The sequence below is a fragment of the Sphingobacterium anhuiense genome, from assembly GCF_042686355.1.
Taxonomy (GTDB): domain Bacteria; phylum Bacteroidota; class Bacteroidia; order Sphingobacteriales; family Sphingobacteriaceae; genus Sphingobacterium; species Sphingobacterium anhuiense.
Genome location: NZ_JBHUPE010000004.1, coordinates 973,749 through 993,517, shown reverse-complemented (window position 1 = coordinate 993,517; position 19,769 = coordinate 973,749). Strand labels below are relative to the sequence as shown.

20 protein-coding genes are annotated in these 19,769 nt (G+C 36.5%); 13 read left to right on the top strand and 7 right to left on the bottom strand.

What is annotated here, in order from left to right:
• Position 1: 1 nt before the first annotated feature.
• The 3 genes from ACFS6I_RS09895 to ACFS6I_RS09885 all read right to left on the bottom strand — a co-directional run bounded on the left by ACFS6I_RS09895 (position 2) and on the right by ACFS6I_RS09885 (position 3,176).
• Positions 2 to 973 (bottom strand): DGQHR domain-containing protein, encoded by a 972-nt coding sequence (locus ACFS6I_RS09895; protein WP_380920074.1) that lies wholly within the window; start codon positions 971 to 973, stop codon positions 2 to 4.
• A gap of 295 nt (positions 974 to 1,268) precedes the next feature.
• Entirely contained in the window at positions 1,269 to 2,570 is a 1,302-nt protein-coding gene (locus ACFS6I_RS09890; protein WP_380920072.1) for a TIR domain-containing protein, read from the bottom strand.
• Between the two features lie 204 nt (positions 2,571 to 2,774).
• Positions 2,775 to 3,176, bottom strand: a complete 402-nt coding sequence (locus ACFS6I_RS09885; protein ID WP_380920070.1) for an XRE family transcriptional regulator — start codon at positions 3,174 to 3,176, stop codon at positions 2,775 to 2,777.
• 964 nt (positions 3,177 to 4,140) lie between these two features.
• Here ACFS6I_RS09885 and ACFS6I_RS09880 point away from each other — a divergent pair.
• The 3 genes from ACFS6I_RS09880 to ACFS6I_RS09870 are packed head-to-tail and all read left to right on the top strand — an operon-like array spanning position 4,141 to position 10,513.
• On the top strand, positions 4,141 to 7,677 hold the full coding sequence (locus ACFS6I_RS09880) for a SusC/RagA family TonB-linked outer membrane protein (RefSeq protein WP_380920068.1): 3,537 nt from the start codon (positions 4,141 to 4,143) through the stop codon (positions 7,675 to 7,677).
• A gap of 17 nt (positions 7,678 to 7,694) precedes the next feature.
• A complete protein-coding gene (locus ACFS6I_RS09875; RefSeq protein ID WP_380920066.1) occupies positions 7,695 to 9,038 on the top strand; it encodes a RagB/SusD family nutrient uptake outer membrane protein in 1,344 nt (447 codons plus the stop codon).
• Positions 9,039 to 9,043: 5 nt separating this feature from the next.
• Positions 9,044 to 10,513, top strand: a complete 1,470-nt coding sequence (locus ACFS6I_RS09870) for a TlpA family protein disulfide reductase (protein ID WP_380920064.1) — start codon at positions 9,044 to 9,046, stop codon at positions 10,511 to 10,513.
• A 43-nt stretch (positions 10,514 to 10,556) separates the two neighbouring features.
• On the opposite strand, the gene ACFS6I_RS09865 is transcribed toward ACFS6I_RS09870, so the two are convergent.
• The 3 genes from ACFS6I_RS09865 to ACFS6I_RS09855 form a co-directional block, all read right to left on the bottom strand.
• On the bottom strand, positions 10,557 to 10,853 hold the full coding sequence (locus ACFS6I_RS09865; protein ID WP_132842028.1) for a hypothetical protein: 297 nt from the start codon (positions 10,851 to 10,853) through the stop codon (positions 10,557 to 10,559).
• A 10-nt stretch (positions 10,854 to 10,863) separates the two neighbouring features.
• Positions 10,864 to 11,370 carry a MauE/DoxX family redox-associated membrane protein gene (locus tag ACFS6I_RS09860; RefSeq protein WP_380920062.1) on the bottom strand — a complete coding sequence of 169 codons (507 nt, stop codon included), beginning with the start codon at positions 11,368 to 11,370 and terminating at the stop codon, positions 10,864 to 10,866.
• A 459-nt stretch (positions 11,371 to 11,829) separates the two neighbouring features.
• Entirely contained in the window at positions 11,830 to 12,573 is a 744-nt protein-coding gene (locus ACFS6I_RS09855) for an SDR family NAD(P)-dependent oxidoreductase (RefSeq protein ID WP_380920060.1), read from the bottom strand.
• 103 nt (positions 12,574 to 12,676) lie between these two features.
• Here ACFS6I_RS09855 and ACFS6I_RS09850 point away from each other — a divergent pair, with 103 nt between their 5' ends.
• Entirely contained in the window at positions 12,677 to 13,030 is a 354-nt protein-coding gene (locus ACFS6I_RS09850; protein WP_380920058.1) for a winged helix-turn-helix transcriptional regulator, read from the top strand.
• Between the two features lie 53 nt (positions 13,031 to 13,083).
• On the opposite strand, the gene ACFS6I_RS09845 is transcribed toward ACFS6I_RS09850, so the two are convergent.
• Complete coding sequence (locus ACFS6I_RS09845) at positions 13,084 to 13,626, bottom strand: hypothetical protein (protein ID WP_380920057.1); 543 nt, start codon at positions 13,624 to 13,626, stop codon at positions 13,084 to 13,086.
• A gap of 462 nt (positions 13,627 to 14,088) precedes the next feature.
• Between ACFS6I_RS09845 and ACFS6I_RS09840 the strand changes: the two genes are divergently transcribed.
• From ACFS6I_RS09840 to ACFS6I_RS09800, 9 genes are all read left to right on the top strand, one after another.
• On the top strand, positions 14,089 to 15,021 hold the full coding sequence (locus ACFS6I_RS09840) for a hypothetical protein (protein ID WP_380920055.1): 933 nt from the start codon (positions 14,089 to 14,091) through the stop codon (positions 15,019 to 15,021).
• A 117-nt stretch (positions 15,022 to 15,138) separates the two neighbouring features.
• Positions 15,139 to 16,068 (top strand): hypothetical protein, encoded by a 930-nt coding sequence (locus ACFS6I_RS09835; protein ID WP_380920053.1) that lies wholly within the window; start codon positions 15,139 to 15,141, stop codon positions 16,066 to 16,068.
• Positions 16,069 to 16,071: 3 nt separating this feature from the next.
• Positions 16,072 to 16,791 (top strand): LytR/AlgR family response regulator transcription factor, encoded by a 720-nt coding sequence (locus tag ACFS6I_RS09830; RefSeq protein ID WP_380920051.1) that lies wholly within the window; start codon positions 16,072 to 16,074, stop codon positions 16,789 to 16,791.
• A gap of 35 nt (positions 16,792 to 16,826) precedes the next feature.
• Positions 16,827 to 17,138, top strand: coding sequence for a MerR family transcriptional regulator (locus tag ACFS6I_RS09825; RefSeq protein ID WP_380920049.1), 312 nt, complete (start codon positions 16,827 to 16,829; stop codon positions 17,136 to 17,138).
• 192 nt (positions 17,139 to 17,330) lie between these two features.
• Positions 17,331 to 17,531: a hypothetical protein gene (locus ACFS6I_RS09820; RefSeq protein ID WP_380920047.1), complete on the top strand. Its 201-nt coding sequence runs from the start codon at positions 17,331 to 17,333 to the stop codon at positions 17,529 to 17,531.
• Positions 17,532 to 17,610: 79 nt separating this feature from the next.
• Positions 17,611 to 18,255, top strand: coding sequence for a DUF6266 family protein (locus ACFS6I_RS09815; protein ID WP_380920045.1), 645 nt, complete (start codon positions 17,611 to 17,613; stop codon positions 18,253 to 18,255).
• A 58-nt stretch (positions 18,256 to 18,313) separates the two neighbouring features.
• Positions 18,314 to 18,847: a DUF6266 family protein gene (locus ACFS6I_RS09810; protein ID WP_380920043.1), complete on the top strand. Its 534-nt coding sequence runs from the start codon at positions 18,314 to 18,316 to the stop codon at positions 18,845 to 18,847.
• Positions 18,844 to 19,248 carry a DUF5675 family protein gene (locus tag ACFS6I_RS09805; RefSeq protein ID WP_380920041.1) on the top strand — a complete coding sequence of 135 codons (405 nt, stop codon included), beginning with the start codon at positions 18,844 to 18,846 and terminating at the stop codon, positions 19,246 to 19,248. Before ACFS6I_RS09810 ends, ACFS6I_RS09805 begins: the two co-directional genes overlap by 4 nt.
• A gap of 108 nt (positions 19,249 to 19,356) precedes the next feature.
• Positions 19,357 to 19,578, top strand: coding sequence for a hypothetical protein (locus ACFS6I_RS09800; protein ID WP_380920039.1), 222 nt, complete (start codon positions 19,357 to 19,359; stop codon positions 19,576 to 19,578).
• Positions 19,579 to 19,769: the final 191 nt, after the last annotated feature.

Here is a 19,769-nt window from a genome sequence, read left to right as displayed (position 1 = left end):
CTTACAATGTGAAATCAGTTTTTAAACAATCTAAAAGATAATTAGATAAATCTTTGTATGATCCACCAGGTTTTGAAATCCTTGTAGGTTTCAATTTAACGAATAATGGTGCTAGGATTTCAGAAAAACTATCAGTCATGTAATTTGAATATTTATCTTTAGTTCTTTGTGCAACATGTGGAAATATAGAAATAATAGACTTAAATACTGTTGAATTTGTAATTGCCTTTTCTAATCCTATTTTTCGAAGACCATTAAACATTGCAATGAGATAACTATTACAAATTTCATAGACTTCATTGGATTCTTTGTCCCCAAAATATTTCGTAACTAATGACAATGCTGAATTAAATGCTACTCTCGATATTTTTAACCTAGATTTATCAGCAGAGCTTGTTAACCCTAATAATATACTGTCTGGACTTTCATGAAATAAATCAAAGATTTCTCTTAAAAATGTTTCATTATTATTTTCATATTCTGCAAGATTTTTAATATCAAAAAGTAGTTCATTTGGTACAGGTTTTTGTTTAGTATTTATATCAATGAATATCCTTGATTCATCCCTTCGTGACAAATTATTATATATTACCACAGGAATTCTAACCGATGATTTAGCCAAATTAAATCCATAAACACGATGTTGACCATCTAATATTAAAAAAGCTTTATTATGCTCTTTGAATTTAATTGTTTTACCTTTTCCAGTAATTTCTAATTCTGCTTCTGGTTGTGCAGATAAAATTATTGCCGTTGGAATGGTTCCAAGTCCATTATCAATATAATCTGCTATTTGTTGAGCTCTTTTTTCGTCAAGTAATCTTTGGAAACCTTCTTTTGGATCATCTTCTCTTGAAGAAATAAAGCACGTTTTAGCTAAAATTTCCGACGGAACAGTTAAAGTGTAAAATTTATGTTCCCCTTGAGTTACTAAGCTTATTGAATAGCTGTGAAATATATCGTCTATGTTCATTTTAATATTGTTATATGGCATTCCTTGTTGGAATTTATGGCATTAAGATACGCCAAACTTTATAAATATAAAACCTTATTTCATAAAATTTCATATTTATTACTTCACTGCTTATAAATACAATTACATAAGGAATACTGTAAGATTAAAATTGTTCTATTTTTTCAGTTGAAAATGATAAATTTTAATATAATATGGATTATCACTCTCTGCTACTTTTAATTGCACAGAGAAAATTTGACCTTTAGAATCTCATAGTCTTTGCCTTAATCTCTAACAATCCAATTTTCAGGAATTATTTCATTATTTGAATTTCCTTTACAATTTTAATCAATACAGCTTCTTCAAATTCGATTTTATTAATTAATGATAGATTTGCAAATTGAGCGAAGTCTTGTGAATTAATTCTTTTCAATTCCTCAATATTTTTCCAATATTCATCCGCTTTTTCAATAGGTCTTATTTTATTTCTCTGAACTTCAAAAATGTAGCTATCAATGTGAATTGGGAAAAATACATTGTTCCAAGTCTCTTCTTGTTTTTTGCAACCAGCTGTAAGTTCAAATTGACAAGCTTTACTCTTTAATGAATGTTTAGATGCAATGAATAAAATAATATCATGCTCTGTAATGTTTTTCGTCATTATATCCTCAAGATTTTGTCCTCCAGGGGCATCCTTCTCCCATAAGAATGTTTTGATACCATTTTTTTTCAAGACTTCGTTTAATGTTGATGCAAATAATCGATCTTTAAAACTGTAAGAAATGAAAAGCTTTTTACAGTAGTATTCTGAGGTTATTTCTTTTATTTTTTCTTTATAATCTAGCGAATGAATATTAAAAATAAATTTCAGCAAAGTTCGATTTGTTAAATTACTTTTCAATATAGTTTGGAAATCCATTGTTGAATATGATGGTTCTAATTCTTTAATTCCAAAATTGAAAGATGAGTTGGACAAGATGCAACTTAAAAATGATGAAGAAAACATAGAACAATCAATAAATGAGCTATTCCTAAAATCAATATTTGTAAAGAAAGTATCCAAAATTGTGCAACTACTAAAAGTGACGTCTTGTGTATTTTTATCCGTCTCTTCCAGGGAAGAATAATAGGCAATACCGCTAAAATAGCTTTCCTGTATATAACAACTATTAAACTCAACATTAAATAGATCTTCTGCTACTTTTAAGCTTTTGAAACTACAGTTATTAAAAAGAGAATTATCTAAGTCTCCTTCATCGATTTCAACATTTATAAATTTACAGTTTTGAAATGATAATTCGGTCCAACCAAATTGACCATGGGAAAAGCGGGAATTTTTGAACTCACAATCGGAAAATATACATTTTTTAAAATACAAAAAGAAACCAAACACATTTTCAAATGTACAATCTTTAAACTTACAGTTTTTAAAAATAAAGCCTTTAAAGTCTCCAGTAAAGTGAATACTCTTAAAAGTATAAAACTTAATGCCGATAGCAGGTTCAAAATTATTTTTTTCTTTAAAGGATTTTGCTATTATTTTTTTAGGATCAATGTTTCTGATATAAATTGATACAGATTCCTGATCATATTTTGAAAGAGTTTGTTTTTTCATTTTGTTAATAATTCATGAAAGTCAATTTAAAATATGTAATAATCTGTATAATTATAATCGGTAAAAATGATAATTCGCTCATTAATTGAGATAAATACTTTTCAATTTGTTAAGAAATAATTATGCACCTTATATATCCATAGATATTCATATTAAACATAATGCGGTGCAAAAATTAACTATCCAAATTTCTCGCAGTAAATTTTACCTCTTATTCTCCTTATTTACCTCTGCTTTTGTTTCACCGTCGACAACAATTATTTCTACGACGACATTATCCATTAATTTAGAATCACTGCCGTCCGCCTTCTTCTTAGGTACTTTTTTGTACCAAATGATGATTTGTTCATCATTGGGAATTCCATCGGGGAAAAAGTCATCTAAACTTTTAAATCCGAAAACTTCTTTTAGAATTCCTAAATGTCTTAAGTTATATTTTTCAGGTTGATCTAAAGATTCACATTTACCTACAAATGCTTCAGCTAAGCGCATTTTCGCACTTAGAACCCTTTGTGACCATCCACGTTTTTCTCTAAAATCTTGGATGTTTATGATAAGCTCATATTCTATTCTAAAGATCGCACTTGTTTCAAATATTTGTTGCATATTAAATTTTTATGTACCATATGTTTGGTACTTTAAATAGTTATTTGTATTTTTGATTAAGCGATTAAAAAAACATAGGCATTTGCCTCTGTGAACGATGTATCTCGACCCGAAACGACTAATTCCTTCGAGAGAACCGTGCAATCGCCCCATGCTCAAAAAAGTTTATTACATTTGTAATTCTTTATATAAAAGCATGTGGGTGGTTCACGTTAGCTTTAGGAGGTTGAGTCAAGAGTCTCGCGTAGACTTAGACAAAGGGCTAGTCACCCTCGGGCCTAAAGTGTGAATCACCCCTTGTTTTTTGAGGTGAGTTTTCTTCGAGATCAATATTGTTCACATAACCTTTTAAGATTATGATGATACAATTCAAAACCAGTCAAAGAACCACATTAGACCTGATTCAGAATCACGGTCATCGGTTCATCCAATCACAAATTTTAAAGAACAAGTTTTGTGCGCCTCAATAAGCTGCTAAAATTTAAACATAAAGCCAAAATAGGCGAGGAGTAGCGTATGCCAAATCAAAAGGTCGAGGTAATTAATAATTAAGTACGGGGTATACACCAAATTAATTATTAAAAATACCTAGTTCTTTAGAAGTCAATATAAGCTAATTACCATCCAAAAATGGTTTATGTTTCCGACTTTTATTCTATTGGTAAACAATCGCTTGTGTAATCGAACTAGAATTAGCCAGTAATTTAAAGTATAGCACCTTAAAATTACACTTTTCTAGCAGTAAAGCAAATTATTGTTGTTACTTTTTTATCGTAATACGCTAATAGAGTAAAGTCGGTTCTTTTTGTTTAACCCATATAATGCAATCCTGAATACCATATTATAACCGTTGACGAAGACTTAAAATTGCATTTTTTCATTTTATTTTTTAACTATTGAAGTTGAACAGGGAGTCTATTGCCTAGATTTTTTCCTTATCGACCCTCAATTTAAACTTAGAATCATGCAAAAAACTTGCAATGGGGAGAGCTATGTGTTACCCCAAAGGAAATTTATTGTCCCAAATCCAGCGTTATTTTTTGGTCTTCAATCAAAAACAAACCAAAAAATAAACACATTGAAAAGTTCTATAATAAAAATTGAAAACGTTAGACATGATTACGCTTTACAAGAGCATAATCAATCTACGTTTTCATATATAAAAATACATTGGAAGCTGGTGCTATGGATCGTGCTTTCTCCAATGCTACATGCCTTTAATCTGCTCTTGTGCTTATTAAAGGCCATTAAAGTAATTGCGATACCCTGTATCATGATCATCGCAGTATTTCATAGTTTATGTTTATCAGCTCAGACACCCCGCAAGGACAGCGGGGTGAATGGGCAGGTTAAATATGAGCTAACTGGTGTAGTTGTTTCTTCCACCGATGGTACACCACTGCAAGGAGTATCAGTCCGAATTGATGCCGAAAATTTACAAGTTAAAACTTCAAAAGATGGAAAGTTTAAATTGACGGTCTCTAATAAAAGTGGAAAGATCAGATTCTCTTTCATCGGTTTTAAAAGCCAAGAAGTCAATTATACCGCAGGAGTATCAATGACTGTAAAATTGATACCTGAAGAAAACCAGCTTGATGAAGTGGAGGTAGTATCAACAGGATATCAGAAAATACCCAAAGAAAGAGCGACAGGGAGTTTTGTGCAGATTGATAACGAACTTTTGAATAGGAGAGTCAGTACTAATATACTTGATCGATTGGAAGGAGTGACGAGCGGTGTTAACTTTAATCGATCATCTGGCGGAGCAGGAGGTTTATTACCAGCCAATGAGCAGACTGGTCTATCTATACGCGGGCGATCAACTATTGATAATGATGTAAGTGCTGATCCACTTATTATTCTAGATAATTTTCCTTTTGAAGGTAGTTTAGATCAAATCAATCCTAATGATATTGAAAGCATAACGGTATTACGTGATGCTGCAGCAGCTTCTATTTGGGGTGCACGTTCAGGGAATGGTGTCATTGTGATAACGACCAAAAAAGCTGCGTTTAGAGAACAAACAAAGATTGACTTTAATACTTCAACCACAATTGGAACAAAACCTAACTTGAAATATAGCCGAAACTTTATTCCGAGTTCGGAGTTTATGGATGTCGAGCGTCAGCTTTTTGATAAAGGTTTTTATAATGATATGTTATCCAATAACACAACTTTTCCTTTAGTAAGCCCTTATGTTGAATTGTTAGATCAACACAGATCTGGTATTATAGATGAAAATGTACTTAAGCTTGCAGAACAAGGGTTTGTTACGATAGATAGTCGAGATGAAACTTCAGAAAACTTTTACCAAACTTCAGTGAAGAACCAATATGCGTTTGGAATTCGCTCTGGAGGAGAAAAATTTAGCAATTATTTTTCTGTTGGCTACAATGATAATCGAGAAGTCGTTCAAAAGAGTGGTCTAAAAAGATGGACAATGAATATCTCTCCGCAGTTTAAGTTATTACAAAATCTAACTTTTTCTCCATCGGTATCAGTGACCAATACGACAGAACGATATGGTTACAGCTACAGTTCACCCTATCCCTACATTGCATACACAGGTAAGGATGGTATTCCGCTCATGGTACCAAGTGGTTATCGAGATAGCTATCTACGAGAAATGGAAAGCAAAGACTTTAAAGACTGGTCACTTCGCCCATTAGAAGAGAAAGAACTCAAAGATACCCATGCTAAGCGGTTGCATACAATTTTGAATGGGCAATTAATGTATACTCCTTTGAATTGGTTGTCATTCGCCTCCCTCTTTCAATATGAACGTCAGCAGAGTGAGTATGAAGATTTGAAGAATAAGAATAGCTATTATGTCAGAAATTTAGTCAATCGCTATACACAAGTGAATGGTAAAAATTTTACTTACCCTATACCCGATGCGGATATACTTGATCATACTCGAGATAGGTTAGAAGCTTATAATTTTCGGATTAATAGCGCGATGAATAAAAGATGGTCAGACAAGCATCAATTAAATGCTTTATTGGGTGCTGAAATGAAATCGACAATTATTACAGCTCACTCAGGTCGGTATTATGGCTATGATCACGAGACTGGAACGATTTTAAGCAATCTAAACTTTAATCAATACTATCCAATTAATCCGAATGGATTAGGATCACAGCTGATTGATGATGGTGTTGGAAATATTAGTGAAGTGACTCGCCGTTCCGTTTCTTATTTCTTTAATGGTGCTTACCAATTTCGAGAACGGTATACATTATCCGCCTCAGCTCGAAAAGATGGTGCTAATTTATATGGAGTAAAGACCAATGATAAATTTGTACCACTGTGGTCGGTCGGACTTTTATATGACATTTCAAAAGAAGATTTTTATAAATCAATGTTGTTGCCAACATTAAAGCTTCGGTTTACGTATGGATATAATGGAAATTCATATAATCAATCTGCTTACCTTATTGCAAGCTTTAATAGGAACACACTTAATGGTTTTCGACAAGCCACCATTCAAAATCCGCCCAATCCATCTTTACGATGGGAAAGAGTGCGTAATATAAACTTATCATTGCAATTTGCTTCGAAAGAAGATCGTATTTCGGGTTCAATAGAGTTCTTCCAAAAAGATGGAATGGATCTTATACAGGAGATCTTGCTTCGACCTTCCTCAGGTTTTAATAGTTACAAAGGTAATTCTGCTTCAGTCCGTAATAGGGGGGTGGATCTACAATTAACTAGTATAAATACAAAAGGTAAGTTTAATTGGAGTACCGTATATCTATTAAGTTTGATCAAGGATAAGGTTCTTTCTTTTAATGAAGAATATCCAACAAGGTATTTGGTATCTAATTCGTCCGCAGTTGACGGACCTGCACGCTATGGTCTTTATATTAAAGAGGGTAATTCGCTTTATGGCGTATATAGTTACCAGTCATCTGGACTGGATGAAAATGGAGATCCTATGGGCTATTTAAATGGTGTTGAATCTAAAGATTATGCAGATATTATTGCCAGTAATACCATGGATAATGTTAACTATCATGGAAGTAGTAGGCCTACGTTGTTTGGTTCATTGCGCAATACTTTTTCTTACCGAAAGTGGTCACTTTCAGCTAATATTCTTCTTAAGTCTGGTTTCTACATCAGAAAGAAAAGTAGTAGTACTAATTTAAACGAGGTACTTTCGATGCCAAATGTAGATTTTATGTTAGCATTTGATCCTCAGAACCCGAATAAAGAAACCACTATGCCTACATTGGTCTATCCTGTTAATGCAAGCCGCAATACGTTTTACCAAAACTCGGAAGCCTTAGTTTTACCCGGTGATCATATTCGTTTACAGGATATTTCCTTGTCGTACCGGGTGAAATTTTCGCGATTTACAGTAGATCTTTATTCCTACATAGACAATCTTGGAATCATATGGCGTAAGAATAAATTAGGTATAGATCCTGATGTTAACGATTATTTCGGCTTATATCCAACACCGACCAGTTACTCTCTTGGTGCTCGTGTCCAGTTTTAATTTTAAAAATTCTAATTATGAAATATCTCATTTATTTTTTCTGCCTGTTATCTTGCTATTCTTGCAAAAAGATAGATAACTGGCTGGATGTAAAATCAAAAAATAGCGATGTCATACTAAAAAGTTTGGATGATTATCAATCATTATTGGATAATACGACAGTGATGAATACCACGCCTGGCCTAGGAATTATCAGCGCTGATAATATCCATCTTCTTGAAAATACGGCTTTGACAGTTGGAAATCCTTCGGAACGAAATGCTTATATCTGGAAAGAAGATATTTATGAAGGCGCAATTGGAACGGGAACTGGAGATTGGACTGTGCCATATAGGGCTATAGCATATGCAAATATCATTATAGAGGGAACAGATAAAGTCACAAAGTCAAGTGCCGAGAAGGATAATATTCGAGGTTCTGCATTGTATTATCGTGGGTTTCATTATTATCAGTTATTACAGCTTTATGCTCCTCCATATGTAAAGGGAGCTTCAATATCTTGCGTGCTTCCTATGCGCTTTGGGTCGGATATCTATGAAAGTGGTAATCTGATTACGGTAGAAGCTTGCTATGAGCAGGTAATTACAGATTTGACTGCTTCATTAAGCATTTTGCCAATCGTTCCTGAAAAGAAGACACGACCATCACGATCTGCAGCTTTAACGATGCTAGCAAAGATCTATTTAACGATGCAAAACTATGATAAAGCATTGCAATATGCAGAGGAGTATTTGAAGTACAATAATGAGTTAATTGATTTTTCGAGTTTGAATACAGCTGCCACGTTACCTTTTCCAACCATCGACAAAGGAAATAAAGAGATCGTCTTTTATGCTGGGCCGATCAACTACTTTTTTGTATCGTATGGAGATCTCAGGGTTAATGAAGCATTATTTGATAGTTACAAAGATAATGATATCCGAAAATCCGCCTTCTTTAGAGTAAATGTTGATGGTACAAAATCCTTTAAAGGCCGCTACTCTGGTACAGTTGGAATGTTTTCAGGACTAGCTACTAATGAAATTATTCTGATAAAGGCAGAATGTCTTGTTAGGACGGGTTTTTGGAAAGAAGGTAGGGAAGTATTGAATAACTTTTGCAATTATCGATACAAAGATTTTTCAGAACCGCCGAACGAAACCGCTGATGATGTTCTTTTCCGCGTCTTAGAGGAACGTCGTAAAGAACTCGTGTTTACAGGTAATTGTAGATGGGAAGATCTGAGGAGATTGAATATGGAGGCGAGATTTGCTAAGACATTAACTAGAACACTTTCTGGTAAACAGTATATATTACCGCCGAATGATTCTAGATATACTTTGCCTGTTATTCCTCAGGAATTAATCATCACAAATAAATAATGATCATGAAAATACGAATAATACATTACTTAATTTACCTATGCATTTTTTTAGGTTTTAATTATGTCGGTTTTGCACAAACGGCAACTATTGATGTTAGAAAACTCAAAGATAGTCACTTAAAAAATGAATTAAACTGTTACTGGACTGATGATAATTTCGAATTTTTTAACCGAACTCCGCACAGAAAAGAAATGGCAGTAAAACATGATTCTATATTTACGATTAAGTTTGATAAAGGAATAGATTTCCGATTTATCACTTTAAAAACGGGGAATGAGAAAAATGCGGAGAAAATAATATTATTGGATTACATAATATTTCCAGGAGATAGTGTGGTCATTTCTGAAGAAGATGACCGTCTTGTATTTAGTGGTATTGGGGCTGAAATTATGAATTTGCAATATCAACTTAGTCGAATAGAAAAAACAGTATCATTCCCGAATTTTGTTTATAAAAAGATCGATCTTGTAGATAAGCAACCAGAACTGTCTTCAATTCTTCATGATAAGCTCCAGTCGCTTTTACAATATAATTACATGAAGCGTGATAGTCAACTGATTGTATTAGATCGAAATATGAATGTATTAGACAAGAGTAGTTATCGATTACTAAAATTAAATATTATTGGTAAAATTGAACAAAACTTGTTGACACAACTGATTATGGTTTTTCATCGTATCAGTAAAGAAAATCCCAATCTTGAAAATGAGAAATCATTATTTATCCAGGAATATCTGAGGCGGAATACACGACTCCATGAAGTTCATGATATGAATTTTTTTCAGGCAAACGAAATGGAAAATTATTTTATGGAAAGAATGAGGCTTAGAAAATGGCTAGGTACAGCATTTGAAAAAGAGTGGGATGCCGGGATGATGAAACAGGAAAGTCTAGATAGAATATATTATCGTTATTTTTTTCAGAATTATACTAAAATGGATGATGATCAGCAGTCTAACATAGTGTCAAATGTCTCAAGTAATAAATATCGAGATGCAATTCAGCTATTTCGTGTTCAAACAGCTCAAGGGCAATTGTTACCAGATTTTAAGTTGATGGATACAAGTGGAAATTTGGTCCAATTTTCTGATTTACGCGGGAAAATAATTGTTCTTGATTTCTGGTTTACTGGTTGTGCAAATTGCAAAGTACTACATGAGGAGATGAAGGTCGTAAGGAAAGAATTAGGGGATGTGAAGGATCTTTGTTTTGTTAATATTTCTATCGATGAAGATATGGAGAAATGGAAGAATTCTGTTCAATCTGGATCGTACAGTGATTCTTCAGATATTAGTCTATACACTATGGGAGAAAAGTCGTTACATCCTATTATAAAGTTCTTTAATGTAATTTCATATCCGAGACAAGTTATTTTGGATAAAGAAATGAGAATCGTAACGACTCAGGTTCCAAGACCGAGTTCACAAGAACAAGCAACAGCTTTAGTAAGTTTAATAAAGAGTATTAAGTAAAAAACAGCACCTGAAATTTTTCAGGTGCCATTTTTTAATTCCATTATTCGTTTGTGCGGAATACTCCTTGATCAGCTTCCTGGAAATTAGCAGGATTTTTGTATTGATCATTCATTGGTCCTGGAGCACTACCAATTTTATGATAAGAACATGTAGAACTTGCATCTAAGCATTCTCCTGCAGGATAATTTGAAGCAGGTTCCCAAGTTGTTCCATCTAATGTTACAAAATCACCAGCTGGTGGAGTTAATGATTTTGTAAATGATTGCGTCAATGCCGCACCGCCTAATACAGCTACTCCAAGTAGCACTTTTGTGAAATTTTTTAATGAGGTTTTCATACCTTTAGTTTTAATTGTTTATAATTTTTGTTTTTTTTAGGGCATAGATTCCGGCGATAAACCAGACCACATTAAAGATAATATGTGTTCTCCAGCCCATGGATTCGATCACTCCTCCGCAATTACAGAGCTTTTTTTCAACAAAGGCTACCATCAAAGTCAGGTAAAGTGCGAATATGCCCATCAAAAAGGAAGATGCATATAGGGCAAAACGCTTTATCTTGTATACCGGGACAATCAGTAGTACAGCCAGCAGGATTTCCAAAGTGGGAATGCCCCAGCCGATCAGTTCGGCATATTTTCCTAAATAAGGGATCTTGCTGTTTCCCCGAATAAATTCCGCGATAATTTGCAACTTCGCAATTCCTGTATAGAAATACAAGAAAGCATAGCCATAAACAATCAAAGCAGGTATGCGATGCTTGATCCAACGTGCACTCCGACGGATTAAACTACCTTTTTTTGTGGATATTGCTGAGTGTAGTTTGTTGCCCTTGTTGTTGATGATATGTTCCATTTTTTTGCGTTGTGATGTTTCGGCTATCCATGCGACGGAATAGTCAACTGCCGTTAACTGATTTCCTGTGTGCGGGTCTTACCCGCCGATGGGGAAGGTTGCAAATTTTTTCTTGTACTGTTTCATAATTTGTTTTTTAATGAGCAGATCGGAAAAAAATGGTACTGATACGATTAAGTTTGACGGACATAAATGTTTTCATCCGATCTGCTATTACAAATTTGAGCAGCATTTTCTGTTATTTTTTGGGAAATGAGACACTATGTTTTGGGAATTGTAGCCCAAAATGTGGGATGTTAAATCCCAATAAATGGGGTTTTTTCTATATTTATTGCATTTGAAAGCTTTAAATGCGTTCTGACATGTTGGGTACAGGATTATATTTTTTAGGACTATACACAACAAAGCCGCTGTAATTTTACATACAGCGGCTTTGTTGTGAAATTTTCAATCTCATTTTTATTTCATGGCATAGGTAATATAACCACCATCTACTAAAAATTCGGTTCCGTTGATAAAGCTTGCTTTATCGGAAGCTAGGAAAAGCACTGTGTTGGCGATTTCTTCTGGTTTCCCGATACGTTGAAGTGAAGTGGCAGCAGCCAGATGATCTATCGCTTCTTGAGGTACTACACTTTGCAGCCCAGGGGTTTCAATAGGTCCCGGACTGACCACATTGACGCGGATATTTTTGGATGCAAGCTCATTGGCAGCGATCTGCGCTATTTTATTCAATGCACCTTTTGTTGCAGAGTATACAGAAGCTCCTAAATTAGACGCTGTTGCAACGGTAGAAGAGGTGAAGATAACGGATGATCCTGTTTGAAGGTGGGGAATCAGTTTTTGCAATGTGAAGAAATGTCCTTTTACATTGGTATTGAATTGAGCATCAAAGTCAGCTTCAGTGACCTGCTCGATTGGTGCAAATGTTGCAATACCTGCATTCAGAAACAGGACGTCAATTTTAATATTATTTTCTATGATGAGGTTTTGCAGAGTAGCAATTCCCTCAAAATTTGATGTGTCTGATAGGACGGTTGTTAATCTCGGGTTATCGATCTGACGGGCAGCAGCCTGTAGATTCTCTTCTTTTCTTCCTGTTATCCATACATTTGCTCCAGCATCGATAAAGGCTGCAGCAGTAGCGAAACCAATTCCTGTGGTTCCACCTGTAATGACGACGTTTTTATCTTTAAAATTCATTTCTATGTTGTTTTATTTACTGCAACAAATGTATCGTGTTTTTATTTATTTTAGTAACTTTGTAACCAAAAGTAACAGTAACATTTGAGTAACTAGGTAACTTATGGAAGAATATAAATGCACGGAAGAGATTAATAAAAATCAGGTTAGGGCTGTACATGATGCAATGGATGTTTTAAATGGAAAATGGAAAATATCTATAATGTCTGCTATTTGTTATTATAACAAGAGAAGATTTTCTGATATTTTGAACGATGTCAGTGGTATTTCTAACAAGATGCTCAGTAAGGAGCTCAAGGAGCTGGAAATGAACAAATTGGTGAGTCGTACGGTTGTAGATACACATCCTGTCACAGTTGTATATCAGCTTACCGACTATGGCAATACGCTAAGAACTATTATTGATAATTTGGCAGCATGGGGTACTGAACACCGTCGGGTCATAACAGGTAGATAAACTGTTGTGACCTTTAATGTTTAGGTCTCAAAAACTAATAATGGACTAAAAATTTACTCTCTTTCGCGTATAAGTCGACGAAGCAACTCTTCACTGATCCCCATAAACTGGGCTAATTCTTTATGTTTGATATACTGGCGTATATCCGGATATTTGTCAAATACAAAATCATACTTATCGGGATTGGGGAATGAAAGCAGTTTTGCCCGATAATTGAGGTACTGTTGCTGTTTGTCCATCAGGCTGGCGTAGATCGGGAAAAGCTTTGGGTTTTTCGAATTGATCGTATACAACTGTTGTCGTGTAGTCATGAAAGTCCAGCAGTTACTCAGCGCGATAAACTGATAGTCATGCCTGTGGTAGGGTATCATCAGCGATTCGCCGCTAATGGCATACCGTACCGGACAGGTCTTTTCATACTTTCCAAATATACCTTCGGCAATCAGGTAAAGCTCCCCCCAATTGTTGGTCAGGTGCTCGCCCTTAACAAAACGGATCTCCTCAAATGCGTCCGTTAATTCAGGCATAGCAGATACATACTCTGAATGGATGTCCTTTAAAAAACTGGCTAAAATCTCTTCTTTACTTTTCCTCATGGCTTGATTTTATGAATGGTTTCTGGCTAAAAAAGACCTGTAAGATATAAAATGCTTTGTAATAAAGGGCCATTCAGGGAAAACTAGCCTATATGAGGGGTGAATGGTTAAAAACGAGGTATGAATGGTTACTTAAAGTATGCTTTACAGTGACCGCAACCATTCACAGTGGCCAATCAACTATGTTTCCCTCAAATCCGTATTCGACAAAATCTTCTGCATTTTTGGATATCAGCTGATGAATTAATGTTTACTGCAAAATTTAAAAATTATGAAAAATGACATGCAAACTAGTGATGAAATTTTATTGGAAGGTTACACCTTCTTCGACCTGCTGGATAGAGAACCTATACTAGGGGATATCGATGATGATAAATGCTGGCCGGTATCAATTTAAAGAATTGAACTTGTAATGATCGATCCATCTGCCGCTGCAGGTGGATCGGTTTTTAATCTGAAGATATGAAGGAACAAGAAAAAAATAATTTGAAACGTCTGCTGTGGCTGGGCAATGTACATAGCTTCTTCCCGGACAGATCTGCAATGGATTTGCAACAGGGTTATAACGAATGGCTTTATCACAAACAAGCGTTCCAAAAGCTGTATGCTGAAATGGATCTCGCTCGATTAAAGGAAATGGTGGACAGAGTTCCGCGCGTAGATCTAGAAGCAGGGATCATGCTCACCTTTCACTATGGTCCGTATCGCTTAGTGCCACGATACCTACTGGCTATGGGTTACAAAGTGACACTTTTAGTATCGGCAGATGTGCTGCTGCGTGAAGAAACTGACTACTGCCGAGAGTTGAATATTATGGGGCTTTCTAAAGATTATTTTGAATGCCTAGATGCCCAAAATCCAATGGTACTCCGCAAGCTTTGTCAAGCTGTAAAGGCCAAGCGGATGGTTGTGGTATTTTTAGATGCGCATGAGTCCCTGGCAAATAATGCTGACAAGGATCGGGAGGGAAAACTGAGGATCGCCTTTGGTGCACATTATTTCTATTGGCGGACTAATATGCTGAAGTTAGCCCAACGTCTGGGCATCTCGGTATCTGTCACGCATATGGAAGTGAGAAAACAAGGTGACCAACAATCATGGCAAATGCGGATACCTCAAATAGTGCTTAGCACCAGGGATAAAAATCGACAGGATGCCTTATTAAAAGCGTTTGAGGTATTGCAGCAAACTTTTCAAGCAATGATTGCTGGTGACTGGACCGCTTGGGAAAATTGGACACTGTTGCATCGGTATACAGTGGTCAAAAAGCAAAATCGATCTGCTAGTATCAATAGCACTGGTAGTTGGTTAATGCCTTTTACTTTGGGTCATAAAGCATACCTATTTGATATAGCTACTAGAGGGTTTTTTGAGGTGGTTTGTAAGAATAAATAATATTTTGTAATTTAGGTTAATCATAAACCTTTTCCCGTAATGTATACACGTATTAAAAACACAACATATCTTTATAATTTATATTATCGCTGTTTGCTGTTTATGTCCATTTTTTTTATGGTGATATACATACGCAATATCGGTACATTCACAGGTCAACCAATGTATGTTTTTCCGCTTTTTGTGGCACCATACCTCCTGTATTTCTGTATATGCTATGCGCTGTTTCATTTAAGTGTGAGCTTTCGTTTAAGACAACTTGCTTGGTTGGTTCTTTGCTCGCTATTAGTATTGGGAAGTTTTTGGGTTGTCAAATCTTATTTTTATAACCTATTACCTGCGATAGGTGTAGTTTTTTATTCTTCCTGGGAGGATCATCACCACTGGGTATTACTGCAGAAAATCGGTCAGGGCTTGCTAATTATTTTGCTGTTGATCGGTGTAGACTACTTCTTATTTAAGTGGTTAAAAACGAAAATTAAAAGTACGCGGCTCGAACTTATGATGAGGGACCGGGCGGATAGCAGTTTGCTGTCAGGTCATTTTTTACGACGAATCTACCAACTGACTGCTAAAGGAAAAAAGAAGGTAGATGTGGAGGTTCTCGATTTCTTTCAAACGATAAGTAACAAGCTGGTAGCGCAAAATGTAAGAGTAGCACTGGAGGAGGAGTGGTATTTTGTAAAACGTATGATGGCTTTATGTGATGACCGCCATTTTGAAATTCATGGTGAAGAACATGTATCGCAACAGTTCTGGAACCGGTCTGTTCCATCGTTGTCTCTGTTGACATGGATTGAAAATGCAGTCGCCTATAGTATGGATGGCAAAGATAATCCGATTACACTCACTTGGATCAATCAATCGGATAAACTTGTATTGGAAATACGGAATACGATTCACACAACTAGTATAAAAAGAGGGACTGGCAATGGCCTGAGATTGGTGAATAGGCTCTACGAATCGTGTAAAAACGATCTCATAACGCTGGATTATACCATCGAGAACAATACCTATTTTATTGTCAAATTATCATTTTTGAAATAACATATGCCTAAATATACAATTGTAGTCATTGATGACAATAAAGCGGATGCCGACAGCCTAGTGAGACATCTAAAGGAAATTGATGATGTAGGTCACATTGAGGTATTTTATGATGGTGTACAGGGCGCAAAGTACCTGCTTAAAAATAAACCGGATATTTTATTTCTGGATATCGAAATGCCGAATATTTCAGCTTTGGAGCTGTATACCTTATTGCCTGAAAAGGAGCGGCCTGCACTTGTTTTGGTGAGTGTTCATACGGAATTTGCGTTGGATGGATTTAAATTGGCTGCTGTCGATTATCTGCTGAAGCCGGCCAAATATGCTGATGTCACCAATTCCTTTCTGCGCTGTTTAAAGGTGATGAATGTTTCGGTCAATATCTATACGCAGTACGAGCTGGAATATTACCTGTTTGAAGTGAAAAATGGATATTCGAAGATTGTTCATTTTAAAAACATCATCTATATTACCAGTGCTGATAATTACGTCGATATCGTGACCCGGGACGAAACGATCACAGCGCGTATTACCATTGGCAGAATCGAAAAAATCATGCCCAAGTCGTATTTTGTACGGATCCACCGTGGATTTATTGTCAATTTTAGATTCGCAGTTAAAGTGAAAAAAAGTACACTGATTCTTTCTGAGGGGCCGGAAACCGAACTGCCGATCAGCAAAAGTCGCAAAATCAATATCAGCGGCTATGATAAATTGGAATAAACGGTCTATTCTTTTATAAATCTAATTATATAACTATGCGTAAAAATCGCTATTTAAGGGGCTTTCTCATAAGCCCGGGGTATTCCTATGCCCAAAAATTAATCTTGTTGGAGCTTATGGCTACCAAACGTAAGTTGGCTAGCTATCTTGATCTCCGGGAGCAGATGGAGGAGGACAATACGCCGTTGCGGGATGCGGACTATGTTAAATCTCACGTGGGTATTTCAACAGAAACGCTCTATCGTCTGCAACGGGACGGGTATATCTGCGTTGCCAAACGCACCCGAAACAAACGCTATTACCGTGATGTGGATGTGGAGCGTCTGCGGAATAGCTACCGAGGGTAGTTCCAAAAGATCTCCCGATCTTTTCCTCTACTTAACTACATTTTGTAATTCGTCTCTCTTTTTTGAGGGACGAATTTTTTGAAAATTGTACTCATCTTTCAGCGTGACATAATTCTTGTTTTCTTATAACCAACTTCTGCTTTTACTTCAGTTTTCTTCGACCTGGCTTCGGGATTTCATCGGCGGCCATGCATGAAATCTCGAAGCGCACCCGAGGCCGAGCCGATAAAATGGTGGAATTGGTTAGGAATTAATTACCTGTTGATGTCTCATTTTTTAAGTGAATTTTGCCGTGGTTTTAGTAATACTTTTTGTTCACATCGGCAAGGTATCGATCAAAAATCCGATGCTTATCGGTCACGTATGGGTCTTTCGGTTTGCTTCTATTTGTAATTGTTTTTTAGTGTTTTATGTTTGTTATGTCAATCAAAAGTACCGGTATAAAACAGGATTGATTTTAATTTAAAAAAATATGGGAACAATCGTAAATGGAGCAAATGGAGGTTTTAAAGGTAAAGCCGGCTCAGTAATAGGAAGTAGTTGGAAAAGTATCAACTACATCAAGGGACTTTATAAAAAGAGATCAAAGCCCGCTTCGGAATTGCAGATGATGCAACAGGAAAAATTCAGAACATTGATGCGGTTTCTACTTCCCATCAATATGTTTTTGAAAATCGGTTTTGGACGTAAAAATACAGAACGTTTAACTCCGATCAATGCGGCTTTTCAGTTTAATCTGAAGCAGGCCATTACGGGTACGTATCCGGCCTATTCCTTGGATTACTCCAAGATCAGCATATCCGATGGCGGATTATATGGCGGCGGCACAGTGTCTGTAGCGCACGCCGCAGGTGAGCTTACTTTCACCTGGGATCCGACTGCCAACGATACTTTTGAGACTTTTGGTGATGATATGGTCTTCGTGCTGGCTTATCATCCGGAAAAAGATGAGTTCATGTCTTCACCGGCTCCGAGTACACGGGCTAGTGGGGAGATCAGCTTTATTATTTCAGAACATCTTCAGATAGGTATCGTGCACACCTGGATGTTTTTAACCAATAGATCTAAAACTAGAGTATCAAAAAGTGTATACCTGGGAGAGGTATTACTTAACTAATTAAAAACCACGGGTCAGGCCTATCCGGTCTGACCCTTTTTCTAAGGTATTTTAAAATATGGCAAAAAGGATCGTTAGTCCTGCGCAGGAGAGCGTAAGGACTGCATTTAAAATGGCTGTTGCTTTTTTGACTCCGTTGAAAGGGGTGATCAAAAAGGGTTTTGCCGAAAAGGCTAGACGTAAGAAATCTGTCGCGTCAGCTTTGGCGCTCGGGCATGTGCTGCATTCCGCAATAAAAATAACGGATGGTAAGCCTCAGGTTGATCCGTCAGAGGTCATGTTAAGCGAGGGGGCTCTGGCACCTATTCGGGTAGAGCAGATCGTACGTTCTACTGATCGTATAGAAGTGCTGCACAACTGGTTTCCTTCAGATTTTAGTGCTGGAGATGATTGTCTTACGCTTTGTGCTTATCAGCTCGACAAGGGTTATGCTTTTGTGAATCAGCAGATCTGGCACCGACAGGAAGGAAAGATAATCGTTCAGTTACCAAAAGGTTTTCAGGACGACGGTCTACACCTGTACCTCATGGCCAGCGACCGTTCGGGAAGCAAATATTCCCGTTCTCAATATTTAGGTTATTCAACAAGATGAAAATAAAACATATCCTGCTGCTCCAACGGATTTATGGAGCTAAGGGAACAAATGGAACTATTACCTATAAAGGGGAGCACATCTGCCATACCATTGAACTGCCAGACCGTAATAATATCCCCCGGATCAGCTGTATTCCTATAGGTCAGTACAAACTGGAGAAACGCCGTTACCCAAGACATGGGGAACAGATCGGTATTCCGCATGTACTGGGACGCGAAGCGATCCTGATCCATGCTGCAAATGATGCGCTAAAGGAGCTTTTAGGGTGTATCGCTCCAGTCACAACTTTAACTGGTGAAGGTAAAGGTGATTTCAGCGGAAAAGCATTGGCGAAATTAAAGGCTTTAGTCTATGAAATGTGGGATAAAGGGGAAGAGGTGTATTTGGTGATTAAATAGTGACACAGTGACACAGTGACGGAGTAACATAGTGACCAGTGACATTGTGACGAGTGCGTTTCTAACCTTCTAACTCACTCACTTTCTAACCTTTTAACAATAAAATAAATGAAAAAGATAATTCAAAGATTAAGCAGAGCACTACAGGTTGTATTGCTGGCGCCGATTAAATTGCCGGGAAAGGCACTAAATATTATTAAATATATCGCTTTGGGTCTTGGTGTGGTGGAAACTGTGCTAGAGGATAAAGACAAAAAAGGAGAGGAAGAATCAAGTCCAGATCCGGAGTTGCTTAATCAAGAAAAGGAGGTACGGGATGAAATGGAATGATATCCGCATCGGTACTTTAGGCGGGACACTCTGTTCGATCTGGGTCAGCTTTTCTTTGAGTGATGTCATGCAAACAGCGCTCATGGCTGTTGTGGGGACGATTGTGAGTTATGTGACAAGCAGATTACTCGGGAGGTTCAGGAAAAAATGATCATTTAGAAAAAGGGGATTCTATAGAGAGTCTCCTTTTT

Coding starts and splice junctions, on each gene's coding strand:
- ACFS6I_RS09880 (WP_380920068.1), top strand. CDS start 4,141: ATGCAAAAAACTTGCAATGGGGAGAGCTATGTGTTACCCCAAAGGAAA.
- ACFS6I_RS09860 (WP_380920062.1), bottom strand. CDS start 11,370: ATGGAACATATCATCAACAACAAGGGCAACAAACTACACTCAGCAATA.
- ACFS6I_RS09850 (WP_380920058.1), top strand. CDS start 12,677: ATGGAAGAATATAAATGCACGGAAGAGATTAATAAAAATCAGGTTAGG.
- ACFS6I_RS09840 (WP_380920055.1), top strand. CDS start 14,089: ATGAAGGAACAAGAAAAAAATAATTTGAAACGTCTGCTGTGGCTGGGC.
- ACFS6I_RS09800 (WP_380920039.1), top strand. CDS start 19,357: ATGAAAAAGATAATTCAAAGATTAAGCAGAGCACTACAGGTTGTATTG.
- ACFS6I_RS09875 (WP_380920066.1), top strand. CDS start 7,695: ATGAAATATCTCATTTATTTTTTCTGCCTGTTATCTTGCTATTCTTGC.
- ACFS6I_RS09820 (WP_380920047.1), top strand. CDS start 17,331: ATGAAATCTCGAAGCGCACCCGAGGCCGAGCCGATAAAATGGTGGAAT.
- ACFS6I_RS09830 (WP_380920051.1), top strand. CDS start 16,072: ATGCCTAAATATACAATTGTAGTCATTGATGACAATAAAGCGGATGCC.
- ACFS6I_RS09855 (WP_380920060.1), bottom strand. CDS start 12,573: ATGAATTTTAAAGATAAAAACGTCGTCATTACAGGTGGAACCACAGGA.
- ACFS6I_RS09870 (WP_380920064.1), top strand. CDS start 9,044: ATGAAAATACGAATAATACATTACTTAATTTACCTATGCATTTTTTTA.
- ACFS6I_RS09805 (WP_380920041.1), top strand. CDS start 18,844: ATGAAAATAAAACATATCCTGCTGCTCCAACGGATTTATGGAGCTAAG.
- ACFS6I_RS09890 (WP_380920072.1), bottom strand. CDS start 2,570: ATGAAAAAACAAACTCTTTCAAAATATGATCAGGAATCTGTATCAATT.
- ACFS6I_RS09810 (WP_380920043.1), top strand. CDS start 18,314: ATGGCAAAAAGGATCGTTAGTCCTGCGCAGGAGAGCGTAAGGACTGCA.
- ACFS6I_RS09835 (WP_380920053.1), top strand. CDS start 15,139: ATGGTGATATACATACGCAATATCGGTACATTCACAGGTCAACCAATG.
- ACFS6I_RS09885 (WP_380920070.1), bottom strand. CDS start 3,176: ATGCAACAAATATTTGAAACAAGTGCGATCTTTAGAATAGAATATGAG.
- ACFS6I_RS09895 (WP_380920074.1), bottom strand. CDS start 973: ATGAACATAGACGATATATTTCACAGCTATTCAATAAGCTTAGTAACT.
- ACFS6I_RS09845 (WP_380920057.1), bottom strand. CDS start 13,626: ATGAGGAAAAGTAAAGAAGAGATTTTAGCCAGTTTTTTAAAGGACATC.
- ACFS6I_RS09815 (WP_380920045.1), top strand. CDS start 17,611: ATGGGAACAATCGTAAATGGAGCAAATGGAGGTTTTAAAGGTAAAGCC.
- ACFS6I_RS09825 (WP_380920049.1), top strand. CDS start 16,827: ATGCGTAAAAATCGCTATTTAAGGGGCTTTCTCATAAGCCCGGGGTAT.
- ACFS6I_RS09865 (WP_132842028.1), bottom strand. CDS start 10,853: ATGAAAACCTCATTAAAAAATTTCACAAAAGTGCTACTTGGAGTAGCT.